Source organism: Pseudomonas idahonensis (assembly GCF_037903935.1).
Classification (GTDB): domain Bacteria; phylum Pseudomonadota; class Gammaproteobacteria; order Pseudomonadales; family Pseudomonadaceae; genus Aquipseudomonas; species Aquipseudomonas danubii.
This window is the reverse complement of sequence record NZ_CP149586.1, coordinates 525107-538683: the sequence shown is the minus strand read 5'-3', so window position 1 is coordinate 538683 and position 13577 is coordinate 525107. Positions and strand designations below refer to the sequence as shown.

General features: G+C 62.9%; 13 protein-coding genes. 10 read left to right on the top strand and 3 right to left on the bottom strand.

The window, feature by feature from the left end:
• The first annotated feature begins 44 nt into the window (after window positions 1-44).
• The 3 genes from WIN67_RS02445 (at window position 45) to selO (ending at window position 6720) form a co-directional block, all read left to right on the top strand.
• Window positions 45-1787: a potassium/proton antiporter gene (locus WIN67_RS02445; protein WP_102862839.1), complete on the top strand. Its 1743-nt coding sequence runs from the start codon at window positions 45-47 to the stop codon at window positions 1785-1787.
• Between the two features lie 66 nt (window positions 1788-1853).
• Window positions 1854-5207, top strand: a complete 3354-nt coding sequence (gene mscK / locus WIN67_RS02440) for a mechanosensitive channel MscK (protein WP_102882056.1) — start codon at window positions 1854-1856, stop codon at window positions 5205-5207.
• A gap of 49 nt (window positions 5208-5256) precedes the next feature.
• Entirely contained in the window at window positions 5257-6720 is a 1464-nt protein-coding gene (gene selO / locus WIN67_RS02435; protein ID WP_102882057.1) for a protein adenylyltransferase SelO, read from the top strand.
• Between the two features lies 1 nt (window position 6721).
• Here the strand turns inward: selO and WIN67_RS02430 are convergent, their stop codons facing one another.
• Together WIN67_RS02430 and WIN67_RS02425 are read right to left on the bottom strand one after the other, a co-directional pair.
• Window positions 6722-7123 (bottom strand): helix-turn-helix domain-containing protein, encoded by a 402-nt coding sequence (locus WIN67_RS02430; protein ID WP_102882058.1) that lies wholly within the window; start codon window positions 7121-7123, stop codon window positions 6722-6724.
• Window positions 7120-7416 carry a type II toxin-antitoxin system HigB family toxin gene (locus WIN67_RS02425; protein ID WP_213664620.1) on the bottom strand — a complete coding sequence of 99 codons (297 nt, stop codon included), beginning with the start codon at window positions 7414-7416 and terminating at the stop codon, window positions 7120-7122. The genes WIN67_RS02430 and WIN67_RS02425 overlap by 4 nt, the downstream gene beginning before the upstream one ends.
• A gap of 285 nt (window positions 7417-7701) precedes the next feature.
• Between WIN67_RS02425 and WIN67_RS02420 the strand changes: the two genes are divergently transcribed.
• The 4 genes from WIN67_RS02420 to trxC all read left to right on the top strand — a co-directional run bounded on the left by WIN67_RS02420 (window position 7702) and on the right by trxC (window position 10653).
• The gene (locus tag WIN67_RS02420) at window positions 7702-8142 is read left to right on the top strand and encodes an IgaA/UmoB family intracellular growth attenuator (protein ID WP_339070586.1); all 441 of its coding nucleotides are present in this window, start codon (window positions 7702-7704) and stop codon (window positions 8140-8142) included.
• A 76-nt stretch (window positions 8143-8218) separates the two neighbouring features.
• Window positions 8219-9163 carry a hypothetical protein gene (locus WIN67_RS02415; RefSeq protein ID WP_102882061.1) on the top strand — a complete coding sequence of 315 codons (945 nt, stop codon included), beginning with the start codon at window positions 8219-8221 and terminating at the stop codon, window positions 9161-9163.
• Window positions 9164-9189: 26 nt separating this feature from the next.
• Window positions 9190-10140 carry a hypothetical protein gene (locus WIN67_RS02410; protein WP_339070585.1) on the top strand — a complete coding sequence of 317 codons (951 nt, stop codon included), beginning with the start codon at window positions 9190-9192 and terminating at the stop codon, window positions 10138-10140.
• 78 nt (window positions 10141-10218) lie between these two features.
• Complete coding sequence (gene trxC / locus WIN67_RS02405; protein WP_102882063.1) at window positions 10219-10653, top strand: thioredoxin TrxC; 435 nt, start codon at window positions 10219-10221, stop codon at window positions 10651-10653.
• Between the two features lie 47 nt (window positions 10654-10700).
• On the opposite strand, the gene WIN67_RS02400 is transcribed toward trxC, so the two are convergent.
• Complete coding sequence (locus tag WIN67_RS02400; RefSeq protein WP_102882064.1) at window positions 10701-11471, bottom strand: ParA family protein; 771 nt, start codon at window positions 11469-11471, stop codon at window positions 10701-10703.
• Between the two features lie 345 nt (window positions 11472-11816).
• On the opposite strand from WIN67_RS02400, the gene WIN67_RS02395 reads away from it, so the two are divergent.
• From WIN67_RS02395 to WIN67_RS02385, 3 genes are read left to right on the top strand one after another with little or no spacing between them, the layout of a single operon-like run.
• Window positions 11817-12536, top strand: coding sequence for a beta-ketoacyl synthase chain length factor (locus tag WIN67_RS02395; protein ID WP_102882065.1), 720 nt, complete (start codon window positions 11817-11819; stop codon window positions 12534-12536).
• A complete protein-coding gene (locus tag WIN67_RS02390; RefSeq protein ID WP_102862828.1) occupies window positions 12512-13333 on the top strand; it encodes a lysophospholipid acyltransferase family protein in 822 nt (273 codons plus the stop codon). The genes WIN67_RS02395 and WIN67_RS02390 overlap by 25 nt, the downstream gene beginning before the upstream one ends.
• The gene (locus WIN67_RS02385) at window positions 13302-13574 is read left to right on the top strand and encodes a phosphopantetheine-binding protein (RefSeq protein WP_011058851.1); all 273 of its coding nucleotides are present in this window, start codon (window positions 13302-13304) and stop codon (window positions 13572-13574) included. Before WIN67_RS02390 ends, WIN67_RS02385 begins: the two co-directional genes overlap by 32 nt.
• The last annotated feature ends 3 nt before the right edge of the window (window positions 13575-13577 follow it).

Sequence of the window (13577 nt, the reverse complement as noted above, 5' to 3'; positions counted from 1 at the left end):
CATGGTCAGTTTGCGCCCGCCTTTTTCGCTCTGGAGTACTGCCTTTGAATGCGACGACCATCAACAGCCTGTTCTTGATCGGCGCGTTGCTGGTAGGTGCGAGCATTCTGGTGAGCTCACTTTCATCCCGTCTCGGCATCCCGATCCTGGTGATCATCCTCGCCGTGGGCATGAGCGCCGGAGTCGACGGCGGCGGCATCATCTTCAACAACTACCCGACCGCCTACCTGGTGGGCAACCTGGCCCTGGCCGTGATCCTGCTGGACGGCGGCCTGCGCACCCGGGTCGCGAGTTTCCGCGTGGCCCTGTGGCCGGCGCTGTCCCTGGCCACGGTGGGGGTGTTGATCACCACTGGGCTGACCGGCATGGCTGCCGCCTGGCTGTTCGACCTGAACCTGATCCAGGGGCTGCTGATCGGTGCCATCGTCGGCTCCACCGACGCCGCGGCGGTGTTCTCCCTGCTGGGGGGCAAGGGCCTCAACGAGCGGGTCACCGCCACCCTGGAGATTGAGTCCGGCAGTAACGACCCGATGGCGGTGTTTCTCACCGTGACCCTGATCGACATGCTCGCCAAGGGCCACACCGGCTTGCACTGGAGCCTGCTGGGGGACCTGATCCGCGAATTCGGTATCGGCGCGTTAATCGGCCTGGGGGGCGGCTGGCTGATGCTGCAACTGGTCAATCGCATTCATCTGGCCAACGGCCTGTACCCGATCCTGGTGGTGGCCGGCGGTCTGGTGGTGTTCGCCCTGACCAACGCCCTGCACGGTAGCGGTTTCCTCGCCGTGTACCTGTGCGGCCTGGTGATCGGCAACCGCCCGGTGCGCAGCCGCCACGGCATCCTGCACATGCTCGACGGCATGGCCTGGCTGGCCCAGATCGGCATGTTCCTGGTGCTCGGGCTGCTGGTCACCCCCCACGACCTGCTGCCCATCGCCCTGCCGGCCCTGGGCCTGGCGCTGTGGATGATCCTGTTCGCCCGGCCGCTGTCGGTGCTGGTGGGCCTGGCGCCGTTCAAGGCCTTCCACGGCCGGGAAAAGGCGTTTATCTCCTGGGTCGGCCTGCGCGGCGCGGTGCCGATCATTCTCGCGGTGTTCCCGTTGATGGCCGGGCTGCCCAACGCCCAGCTGTACTTCAACCTGGCGTTCTTTATCGTGCTGATCTCGCTGCTGGTCCAGGGCACCAGCCTGCCGTGGGTGGCCAAGTGGCTCAAGGTCACGGTGCCGCCGGAGCCGGCACCGATTTCCCGGGCGGCCCTGGAGGTTCACGTCACCAGCGAGTGGGAACTGTTCGTCTACCGCCTGGGGGCGGAAAAATGGTGCATCGGCGCCGCCCTGCGGGAGCTGAAAATGCCCGAAGGCACACGGATCGCGGCCCTGTTTCGCGGCCAGCAACTGCTCCATCCGTCGGGTAGTACCGTGCTTGAGGCCGATGACCTGCTGTGCGTGATCGGCCATGAACACAACCTTCCAGCCCTGGGCAAACTCTTCAGCCAGGCTCCGGAGCGCGGGCTGGACCTGCGCTTCTTCGGCGACTTCGTTCTTGAAGGCGACGCCCAGCTGGGTGCGGTGTCGGCGCTCTACGGGCTCAAGCTCGACGGCCAGGACGCGGACATGCCCCTGGGCGCGTTCATCGCCCAGAAGGTCGGCGGTGCACCGGTGGTCGGCGACCAGGTGGAGTGGAACAACACCATCTGGACCGTGGCGGTGATGGACGGGAACAAGATCGGCAAAGTGGGCGTCAGATTCCCCGAAGGAAGTCGCCCCGGCCCCGGCCTCTTCCTCTAAACTGCGGAGCGCGTCAGGCCTGGTCGCGACGCGTCCCCCCCATTCCTATTTGCTTGACCGACTTCTATGCCTAACTTGCGTAAATTTTTCGCTGTTGCCCTGCTGGGTCTGAGTCTCTCTGTCGGCGCCGCACAGGGCGGCGATCCGCCCAGTGCCGAGTCGGTCCAGCAAAGCCTGGACAAGATCGCCGAACGCAAACTGCCGGAAGCCGATCAAAAGGCCCTGCAGACCCTGCTGCAAAACACCCTGAATCACCTGAACAACAAGCAGGACTACGAGCGGCGCCTCAACGACCTGCGCCAGCAATTGAGCAACGCGCCGCGCCAGACCACGGAAAACCAGCGCGAGCTGGCACGCCTGAAGGCCAGTAAAGTCGCACCGGTGGCCCAGCGCTATGGCTCGCTGGCGGTGTCGCAACTGGAGCAACTGCTGAGCGAACGCACCACCTTGCAAGGCGAGCTGCAAAAGGCCCTGGCCGACGCCAACACCCTGACCATCACCGCCCAGACCCGTCCCGAACGGGCCCAGGCGGAAATCAGCAACAGCCAGACCCGCATCCTGCAGATCAACGCCGCACTCAAGTCCGGCAAGGACGGCGGCAAGCTGCTCGGCGCCGATCAACGCAATCTGCTGAATGCCGAACTGGCGGCGATCAACGCCCTGATTCCCCTGCGCCGCCAGGAACTGGCGGGCAACAGCCAGTTGCAGGACCTGGGCAGCAGCCAGCATGACCTGCTGATGGAAAAGACCGCGCGCCTGGAGCAGGAAATCCAGGACCTGCAAACCCTGATCAACCAGAAGCGCCTGGCCCAGTCCCAGGAAACCGTGACCCAGCAGTCCATCGAGGCGCAGAAGGCCGGCAGCAGCAGCCTGCTGACCACCGAAAGCGCCACCAACCTCAAGCTCTCCGACTACCTGCTCAAGAGCACCGACCGCCTCAACGAACTGACCCAGCAGAACCTGCAGACCCGACAGCAACTGGACAGCGTGACCCAAAGCGACGCGGCCCTGGACGAGCAGATCAACGTGCTCAAGGGCAGCCTGCTGCTGTCGAAGATTCTCTACAAGCAGAAACAGGCCTTGCCACGCCTGAAGCTGGATCGCGACCTGGCGGACGAAATCGCCGACATCCGCCTTTATCAATTCGAGGTCAACCAGCAGCGCGAATTGCTGGGCAGCCCCAGCACCTACGTCGACAACCTGCTCAAGAGCCAGCCGCCAGAGCAGGTCACGCCGCAACTGCGCCGGACCCTGATCGAGCTGGCCATGACCCGCGTCGATCTGCTGGAGCGCCTGAACCGCGAGCTCAGCGCCCTGCTCAATGAATCCATCACCCTGCAACTGAACCAGAAACAACTGTTGAGCACGTCCCAGAGCCTGCGGGCGACCCTCGACGAGCAGATGTTCTGGATTCCCAGCAACAAGCCTCTGGACGCCGAGTGGCTACAGGACGTCCCTCAGCGCCTGGAGAAACAGATCACCACCCTGCCCTGGGCCTCCAGCCTCAGTGAGCTGACCGACGGTCTGGCGCAGCGGCCGCTGCTGTTCCTGCCCCTGGCGCTGCTGATCGGCGCCCTGCTGTGGCGGCGCAAGAACCTCTATGCGCGCCTGAACAAGGTGCACAAGGATATCGGCCACTTCAAACGCGACAGCCAGTGGCACACGCCCCTGGCGATCCTGGTGAACATTCTTCTGGCGATGCCGGTCACCCTGGCCCTGGCACTGTGCGGCTATGCCCTGCAGATCGATGCCCGGGGGCAGAACGCCAACCTCGGTGCGGCGCTGCTGCAGATCGCCCAGGCCTGGCTGGTGTTCTACACCGCCTATCGGATACTCGCCCCCGGCGGCGTGGCCGAACTGCATTTCCGCTGGGAGAAACCCCAGGTGGAATTCCTCCAGGGCTGGGTCCGGCGCCTGGGGCTGGTGGTCCTGGCGCTGGTGGCCGTGGTGGCGGTGGCCGAGCACCAGCCCGCGGCCCTGGCCGATGACGTGCTCGGCATCGCCGTGGTACTGACCTGCTACGGGCTGATGGCCTGGCTGCTGAGCCGCCTGTTGCTGAGCAGCCCGGCCCACGAGAATGCCTCGCTGTTCCGCAAGGCGTTGGGCCTGCTATTCACCCTGCTGCCAATCGCTTTGTTCATCGCGGTGTGCTTCGGCTACTACTACACCGCGCTGAAGCTCAGCGACCGCCTGATCAACACCCTGTACCTGCTGATGTTCTGGCTGGTGATCGAGGCTACCTTCGTCCGCGGACTCGGCGTTGCAGCACGGCGCCTGGCCTACCAGCGGGCCCTGAGCAAACGCCAGGCGGCCAAGGAAGCCGGGGAAAGCGGCGACGCGGTGGTCGAAGAGCCGACCATGGACATCGAGAAGGTCAACGAACAGTCCCTGCGCCTGATCCGCCTGGCCCTGCTGGGCGGCTTCATCGCCGCGCTGTACTGGGTCTGGTCGGACCTGATCACGGTGTTCTCCTACCTGGACAACATCACCCTCTACGAATACACCAGCGGCACCGGCGCCAACATGAGCATGGTGCCCATCAGCATCGGCGACGTGATCGGTGCGCTGATCATTGTCGGCATCACCTTAGCCCTGGCGCGCAACCTGCCAGGCCTCTTGGAAGTGCTGGTGCTGTCCAAGCTGAATCTGGCCCAGGGCAGCGCCTACGCCACCACCACCCTGCTGTCCTACGCCATTGCCGGAATAGGTTTCGTCTCGACCCTGGCCACCCTCGGCGTCAGTTGGGACAAGCTGCAGTGGCTGGTGGCGGCCTTGTCGGTGGGTTTGGGTTTCGGCATGCAGGCGATCTTCGCCAACTTCATCTCCGGCATCATCATCCTGTTCGAGCGGCCGGTGCGCATCGGCGACACCATTACCATCGGTAACCTGTCGGGCACGGTGAGCAAGATCCGCATCCGTGCCACCACCATCACCGACTTCGACCGCAAGGACATCATCGTCCCCAACCAGACCTTCATCACCGGGCAACTGATCAACTGGTCGCTGACCGACACCGTGACCCGGGTGACCCTCAAGCTCGGCGTCGACTACGGCTCGGACCTGGACCTGGTCAAGGAGCTGCTGCTCAAGGCCGCCCGAGACAACCCGCGGGTACTCAAGGAACCGGAGCCTCAGGTGTACTTCCTCAACTTCGGCGAAAGCACCCTGGACCACGAACTGCGCATGCACGTGCGCGAGCTGGGGGACCGCAACCCGGTGGTGGACGAGGTCAACCGCTTCATCAACCGCGAGTTCAAGAAGCAGCACATCAACATCTCGTTCCGGCAGATGGAGGTCTACCTGAAAAACCTCCACGGCCAGGAATACAAGATGGTGCCCATCGAGCCGGAGGCCAAGACCATCGTCCCGATGCCCGGGGGCAAGCCGCTGCAGGAACCACCGCCGAGCAAACTCGACTAAGGCCCCTATCCCTAGCAGAATGCTCGGACATTCTGCTGGGAGATGGCCGTTGAAAGCCCTCGACGAACTGACCTTCGACAACCGCTTCGCCCGCCTGGGCGACGCCTTCTCGACCCACGTACTGCCCGAACCCCTCGACAACCCCAGGCTGGTGGCCGCCAGCCCGGCGGCCATGGCGCTGCTGGACCTGGACCCGGCCGTGGCCGAAAGCCCGGTGTTCGCCGAACTGTTCGGCGGGCACAAGCTGTGGGCCGAGGCCGAACCCCGGGCAATGGTCTATTCCGGGCATCAGTTCGGTTCCTACAACCCGCAACTGGGGGACGGTCGCGGGCTGTTGCTGGGCGAGGTCTACAACCAGGCGGGAGAACACTGGGACCTGCACCTGAAGGGCGCCGGGCAAACGCCGTATTCGCGCATGGGCGATGGTCGTGCCGTATTGCGCTCGTCGATCCGTGAATTCCTCGCCTCCGAGGCCCTGCATGCCCTGGGCATCCCCAGCAGCCGCGCCCTGTGCGTGATCGGCTCGGACACCCCGGTATGGCGCGAGAAACAGGAACGCGGGGCGATGGTCCTGCGCCTGGCGCAGAGCCATATCCGCTTCGGGCATTTCGAATATTTCTACTACACGAAGAAACCCGAGCTGCATAAACAGCTGGGGGAGCATGTGCTGGCCCTGCATTTTCCCGAGTGCCTGGAGCAGCCTGAACCCTATCTGGCGATGTTCCGCGAGATCGTCGAACGCAACGCCGAACTGATCGCCAAATGGCAGGCCTACGGTTTCTGCCATGGGGTGATGAACACCGACAACATGTCGATCCTGGGCATCACCTTCGACTTCGGCCCGTTCGCCTTTCTCGATGATTTCGACGCCCACTTCATCTGCAACCACTCCGATGACCAGGGCCGCTACTCCTTCAGCAACCAGGTGCCCATCGGCCAGTGGAACCTCAGCGCCCTGGCCCAGGCCCTGACGCCATTCATCAGCGTCGAGGCGCTGCGTGAAGCCCTGGGCCTGTTCCTGCCGTTGTACCAAGCCCATTACCTGGACCTGATGCGTCGGCGCCTGGGCTTCACCCAGGCCGAGGACGACGACCAGAAGCTGGTGGAACGCCTGCTGCAACTGATGCAGAACAGCGGCGTCGACTACAGCCTGTTCTTCCGCCGCCTGGGGGAGCAAGCGCCGGACCAGGCGCTGGCCCGGCTGCGGGACGATTTCGTCGACCGCAACGGCTTCGATGCCTGGGCCGAGCAATATCGGCAACGGGTCGCCCGCGATCCGCTCCAGGGCCAGGACCTGCGCCGGGAGCGCATGCACGCGGTCAACCCGCTGTACATCCTGCGCAACTATCTGGCGCAGAAGGCCATCGACGCCGCCGAGTCAGGCGATTACTCAGAAGTGCGTCGCCTGCATCAGGTGCTGAGCCGGCCTTTTGAGGAGCAAGAGGGCATGCAAGGCTATGCCGAACGTCCGCCAGAGTGGGGCAAGCACCTGGAAATCAGCTGCTCGTCCTGACTCAGGCGAAGGTCTCCATCGACACCTTGAAGCGCTCGGCCAGCCAGCGGATCTGCCGCAGGTTGAGCTGGCGCTTGCCGCTGAGCACTTCCGACACCACCGACTGCGCGCCCACCCCGGGCAGGTCGCTTTGAGTCAGGCCATGTTCACGCATCAACGAACGTAGAACCTCCACTGCGCTGACCGCCGGCATCGGATGGTGCTCTTCGTCGTAGGCCTCGATCCAGTCACCAATGATGTCCACCAGCGAAGCCAGTGGGTGCGATTCGTCTTCGCCCATGATGTCCAATAGCTCATCGAGTGCCAGGGCCAGCGCGTCGTAATCGGCCTCGCTCTTGGGCTTGCGCAATATGGGCGCAACGAACTGCCAGTGCTCCGCCGCTTGCTTAACCTGAAGACTCATTGTGATTCCTCCTTCCACAGCCCCTTGTCGTATTCGCCGTGATCCAGCACATGCCTGATATAGAGGCGCTGCCCCCCATAGCGCACGATTGCGATCAGCCTCAGTTTGTTGCCGCCAATGTCGAAAACATGAAAGCGCCCGACCTTGTCTAGCGCCGGGAACAAGGCCTTCATGTCGGCGAAATCAGCCGGCCTGGCGCCTTTGGCCTTGCGGTACCAGGTATCCAGCGCCCGCGCGACTTGCGGCCATTGCTCCTTGGCCTGCCGGATACGTTTTGCGGTGATGATGTGCATGCAATGTCCCTATCGCATAATGCTATTAACGTTAGATGCGAGCATTAGATATCTCAAGATGCTATATCCGCGGCCAGCACCAGCGGTGCTCACGTGCTTCAAGCCTAGACAGCCAACGAACGGGCTTGCAGAGCAGTGTGTGAGCGATTGCGACGGACTCATGAGCTTCGATCAACGCCTCAGCCGTCGTGCACAAAAGCGCCAAACACAAGATTGCGCATGGACCCGTCGACAGCGGATACGGATAATGCGCAACCCTGATTTCCAGTACCTGCAAGGATGCGCATGAACCTGTTCTTCACCCTGGTCGCCGGAGTCTTCACCGTCATTGGCCTGGTGTCGGCGATCATCTACCTGAGCCGCCGCGCCAAGTACCGCATGAACCTGCAGGACCTGCGCCTGCACGGCAAACCGCACCGCACCATCACCCAGGTCGAACTGGACGAACTGGCCAAACAGACCGCCAGCCTGCAGCGAATCCAGGGCCGCGGCGGCATGTCTTACCAGCCGGTCAGCGACAACGTCTACCTGATTGGCGGCGGCGCCGGGAGCGACAGCATCGAGCTGCAGTCCCAGACGCTGAAGCACATGTCGATCGGCGGCATCCCCGTGGAATTCCCCTACCCGATGGAAAACTTCCTGACCACCAAGAACCAGGCCGAAGTGGTGATCGCCAAGAAGTTCGCCGTGGTCATCGCCCTCAACGGGCATCGCCTGGCCCAGTGACACACTGAAGGCCTGGCTGCCACTTTCACCGCTCGCCCATGCCACTACCCCCGTCGATGCCCTGCAAGAGTCCACCATGAAAACTCGCTACCTGCTGCTGTTACCCCTGCTGCTCTGGCTGACCGGGTGCAAGGAAGACTTCGCCACCCTGCACTTCCAGGATTCGGTGCGTTCCGATCCCAAGGCCGGCCCGCAATTCTCCGACCAGTTGGTGCACGAGGCGTACAAGCAGAGTATTTACACGGCGCTCAGCGCCCAGGGCCTGGACCCGGATGCCATCGCCCTGGAGCGCGACAAGGAGGATGACAAAGTGATCCACCTGCGCCTGGTGGACTACTCCCTGAGCCCGGAACAACGGGGCCGCCTCAAGGCCGTCTTCGAGCAGGTTACCGACGCACGCAAGGCCAGTTCGATGAACCTGCACCTGGAACTGGACAACGCTCGGGCCAGCGTCAATCCGTCCGGCCCCAGCGGCCTGCCAGACAGCATCGACGCCACCCTCAAGTTCGACCCGGCGTTCGAGATGCTGCTGGACCGCAGCTACGACGACAGCCTGCGTGCCATCGTCAACCGGAGCGAAATCGAAGGCCCGGTCAGTTGCAAGATCACCGCGCACCTGACAATGCCCACGCGCTTGAAATTGATCGGCTACGAAGCCCTTGAACAGGACAACAGCGAGCGCGGCCTGATCTCCTTGCTGACCCGCAGCGGCAGCATTGCCAAGGTACCGCTCAAGGTGCATTTCGATGACCCGGACCTGAACCGGCACATGCAGCAGAAAACCATCCAGGCCTGGCCTTCCAGCTCGAAAAGCACTCAGCCCGCGCCGGTGCCCCTTGACGAATTCGCCATCGTCATCGGCTCCATCGGTGTCCAGACCCTGACCTCAGCCCTGCCCTTCGACACCCGAAAGGACGAGCTGCAAGCGCTGTGCGAGCAAAAGATGCAGACCCTGGGTCGGCCATTCACCTTTCAAATAGGCCGGACCCTGGATCGCTTGACCCGCGTCGACTACCGCTAAGCGCCATGGCGCAACAAGGACCTCCATTGAACCGACGCCTCTACACCGCAGCCCTGCTGCTGATGCTGCTGACCGGCTGCAAGCAGACCTACCTCACCCTGCACTTCCAGGACACCGTGGGTAACCCCAAGCAGGCCCAGATCGTGCCGTACTTCGCCGAGACCATCACTCAGATGGCCGCCGGGATCGGCATCGAGCCTGACCACATCGGCCTGGAGATGGACCGCAAGGACGACAAGACCCTGCATATCAGCCTGGACAGCGCCGTGCCCGAAACCCAGCGCCAACGCCTGCGGGAGCTGTTCAGCGAGATTGTCGAGGCGCGCGCAGCCGGCACCTTCGAAGCCGTTCTGGAGATCGCCCCGGAAACCGGGAAATACACCAACCCCGAGTACCGCAAAAGAGCCATGGCCTTGCCGCGACGTATCTCGCTGGCGCTGGAGCCGGTGAAATACGCCGATGTGCTGTTTCATTACTCGATGGAGGAATTGATCAGCGGCAAGCTGTCGGCCACCGGCACGCCCAACGAGGCGTTTTGCCAATACCAGGCCACTCTCCAGGCACCGGGCATGCCGTTCAGCCAGATGGGCAGCAAGGCCGGGAGCGGAACAGGGGATTACAACGTGTATCTGGAGTGGAAAGACAACAAGCGCGAACCGGCGCAGTTCTTGTTCGGCAACATCAGGTTCGCCAACCCCACGCTCAACCAGATGCTGTTCGACAACCGCATCCAACTGTCTGCGATCAAGACCTCCTGGGGCACGCGCGAGGATCGCCGCGCCGACCGCGTCGGCTTCAGTGTCGGTTCCCTGGGCTTGCAGTACCACGAGGATGGAGAGATTTCTCCGTTGCAACACATAGGCTTCATGGGCAAGTGCGAGGGCATGGCCATGGACCTGGGCCGGCCCTTTACCTTTTACATCGGCCGCTCCATGGACCGTCTGGTCAGCGTCGAACTGGCCCCGCCCAGCACGTGAAGCCATGGCGGCGCCGACTTGATATTCACCCCGGGCGCCGCCATTTAAGGCGCTCTACCCTGTTTGCGGAGCCCAACCATGTCCGAGCCACTGCTGATCCCCTGCCCTCACTGCAACGGCCTCAACCGCATTCCCGCCGAGCGCCTGGGCGATCAGCCCAAGTGCGGGCGCTGCAAGGCCGAGGTGTTGCTGAGCAAACCCTTTGACTTGCAACAAGGCGACTACGCCAGCCAGATCAAGGGCGACCTGCCGTTACTGGTGGATGTGTGGGCAGACTGGTGCGGACCGTGCAAATCCTTTGCGCCAATCTTCCAGCAGGCCGCCGCGCAACTGAGTGGCAAGTGCCGGCTGGCCAAGCTGGACAGTGAAGCCAACCCGCAGCTCTCGGGGCAATTGGGCATTCGCTCGATTCCCAGCCTGATCCTGTTCAAGAACGGCCGGGAAGTGGCCCGCCAGAGCGGCGCCCTGCCCTTGCCGCAACTCTTGGGCTGGTTGCGCAGCCAGGGCATCTGAACACGCCCTGACAGGAGACTTGCACTCCTGCCACCGCGGCGCTGAGTTCAGGCGTTTTCCAGCAGGTTGTGCAGGTCAACGAATTGCTGTGTCAGCTTGTGTCGCGGATCGAGATAGATCAGCGGCAGGCTGGCCTGGTGGGATTCACGCATGCGCACCGAGCTGGCCAGGTACACCGGCAGCACCGGCAGCCCCTCGCTGATCAGTTCGTCGAGCATCTGTTGCGGCAGGCTCGCCCGAGCCTGGAACTGATTGACCACGATCCCCTCGACTTGCAGGTCCTCGTTGTGGTCTTCCTTCAACTCTTCGATCTCCGCCAGCAGGCCGTACAGCGCCTGACGGGAGAAGCTGTCGCAGTCGAAAGGAATCAATACCCGATCAGCGGCGATCAACGCCGAAACCGCATAGAAATTCAGGGCCGGCGGGGTGTCGAGATAGATCCGGTCATAGTCCTCGGCCAGTTCGTCCAGCAACTTACGCAGCTTGTTGATCTTGTGCTTGGCCTCAAGCTTGGGCTGCAGATCCGCCAACTCGGCGGTGGCGGTCACCACGTGCAGGTTGTCGAACGGCGTCTCGTAGATGTCCACCTGGTTCTTTTTCGAGAAGGGCCCGGAAGACAGGGTCTGCTTGAAGAAATCGGCAATGCCCATGGGAATGTCATCGCCGGTCAGGCCGGTGAGGTACTGGGTCGAGTTGGCCTGGGCATCCAGATCCACCAGCAAGGTGCGATACCCCTCGCTGGCGCTGACCGCCGCCAGATTGCAGGCAATACTGGACTTGCCCACGCCACCTTTCTGATTGAACACCACTCGCCGCATGTCTAAACCTCCGTGTATCAAAGATCACCGAGTGTAGTAGTCCTCCGCGCCCGTTAGCTACCTCGGCAACACAAGAGTTTCCCAACCTCCGCCACCCCTGGAACAGGCGATGCAAAGCCTCGGCGGCGAGGGATCGGGGCGCAAAGGAAATTCGATAGTGGCAAATAGACACCCATGATCGCGGCAGATTCGACGCTTTTGCGACCAACAGCCCAAGCAGCATTTGCTACAAGCCAGTCGCACCGGGATAATGCGCGCCACTGACGCCTTCGCGTCATCCAGGTCAATCGCCAATCGAAGCGATACACCGCGTCAAGGAAGCCCGCAGGGGCGGGATGAAATCAAGTGATCAAGTTCAACATCGCTCAATGGCGTGCATGGGCCCCTGGGCTCGAAAGCGTGGACGCCTGGCAGGCCTGGAGCCGTCAGCCGAGCCTGCCTGAGAGCAGCGATGCCGCTCCCGATGTGTCTTTTCTGCCTGCCATGCAGCGCCGCCGTCTCAGTCGCCTGGCGCGCATGGCTTTCAGCGTTGGCTGGCCCCTGGCCGAAGGCCTCGAGCAATTGCCGCTGGTGTTCATTTCCCGGCACGGCGAAACCCCGCGAACCTTCGAGATCCTCAGCGACTTGGCCGCCGAGCAGCCGCTATCGCCCACCCAGTTCAGCCTCTCGGTGCACAACGCGGTGATCGGCCTGTGGTCGATCATGCGCGGCGAAACCAGTGAAATGACCGCCCTGGCCGCCGCCGGCGACGGCCTGGAACACGGCCTGCTGGAAGCCGCCACCCTGCTGGCGGACGGCGCTCCCCATGTACTGCTGGTGATCACCGAGGAACAGCCGCCCGAGGCCTACGCCAGCTGGATCGACGACGTGCCATTTCCCTATGCCCTGGGTCTGTTGCTGACCCCAGGCGACGACTGGCAACTGTCCCTGGACAGCCACGACGGTCAAATCCCCAAGACCCAATGGCCCCATGCCCTGAACCTGCTGCGAACCCTGCTTGGCTCGCAGACCTTTTGCCAACATGCCTGGATGAATCGTGTATGGACCTGGCAACGCAACCACTGAGCGCCAAGGGCCGCAATGCCTACTACTGGCGCCTGCTGGCCACCGGTCTGAGCTTTGCACTGTTCGGAATAGGTGGTTTGTGCCTGCGCCTGGTGATTTTCCCGCTCCTGGCCTGCCTGCCCGGCGACGCCGCGAGCCATAGCCGGCGCGCACGCCGGACCGTCAGTCGGCTGTTCTGGCTGTTCATCCGTTTCATGGCCAAGAGCGGCGTGCTCACCTACGAAGTCCAGGGCGCCCACCTGCTCGGCCGTCCGGGGCAGATGATCATCGCCAATCACCCGTCGCTGATCGACGTGGTGTTCCTGATCGGTCTGGTGCGCGATGCCAACTGCGTGGTGAAGCAAAGCCTCTGGGACAACCCCTTCACCCGCAGCCCGGTGCGCGCCACCCAATACATCAGCAACGACGGCAGCATGGACATGCTCGACAGCGCCTCCGGGGCGTTGCAAGCAGGCCAGACCCTGATCGTCTTTCCCGAAGGCACCCGTACCCAGCCGGGCGCCGCTCCCGCCTTTCATCGGGGGGCCGCGGCGATTGCCCTGCGGGGTGCGAAAATCATTACCCCGGTGGTGATCAAGGTCAGCCCCACCACCCTGACCAAGGCCGAGCCCTGGTATCGCATTCCGCAACGCCGTGTGCACTTCAGTTTTCACGTCGGTGCCGATATAGACCCACAGACCTTTGCCGCCCAAGGCCCCGCGCCTCAGGCGTCGCGCAAGCTCAATGAGCACTTGCACCACTATTTCATCAAGGAGCTCGCCAGAGATGAGCGATACACACCCGGATCTGATGCTTGAAATCAAACTGCTGATCATCGACGCCCTGGGCCTCGAAGACATCAGTGCCCAGGACATCGGCAACGATCAGACCCTGTTCGGCGAAGGCCTCGGCCTGGACTCGGTGGACGCCCTGGAACTGGGGCTGGCGATCCAGAAAAAGTACGGTATCAAGATCGATGCCGACGCCAAGGACACCCGCAACCACTTCAGTAACGTGGCGAGCCTTGCGGCGTTCGTCACTGCAAAACAGGCAGCTTGAGAA

Bases quoted from the DNA above. Each gene is read 5' to 3' on its own strand.
- mscK (WP_102882056.1), top strand. From the start codon at position 1,854: ATGCCTAACTTGCGTAAATTTTTCGCTGTTGCCCTGCTGGGTCTGAGT.
- WIN67_RS02430 (WP_102882058.1), bottom strand. From the start codon at position 7,123: ATGAGTCTTCAGGTTAAGCAAGCGGCGGAGCACTGGCAGTTCGTTGCG.
- WIN67_RS02425 (WP_213664620.1), bottom strand. From the start codon at position 7,416: ATGCACATCATCACCGCAAAACGTATCCGGCAGGCCAAGGAGCAATGG.
- WIN67_RS02420 (WP_339070586.1), top strand. From the start codon at position 7,702: ATGAACCTGTTCTTCACCCTGGTCGCCGGAGTCTTCACCGTCATTGGC.
- WIN67_RS02415 (WP_102882061.1), top strand. From the start codon at position 8,219: ATGAAAACTCGCTACCTGCTGCTGTTACCCCTGCTGCTCTGGCTGACC.
- trxC (WP_102882063.1), top strand. From the start codon at position 10,219: ATGTCCGAGCCACTGCTGATCCCCTGCCCTCACTGCAACGGCCTCAAC.
- WIN67_RS02400 (WP_102882064.1), bottom strand. From the start codon at position 11,471: ATGCGGCGAGTGGTGTTCAATCAGAAAGGTGGCGTGGGCAAGTCCAGT.
- WIN67_RS02390 (WP_102862828.1), top strand. From the start codon at position 12,512: ATGGACCTGGCAACGCAACCACTGAGCGCCAAGGGCCGCAATGCCTAC.
- WIN67_RS02385 (WP_011058851.1), top strand. From the start codon at position 13,302: ATGAGCGATACACACCCGGATCTGATGCTTGAAATCAAACTGCTGATC.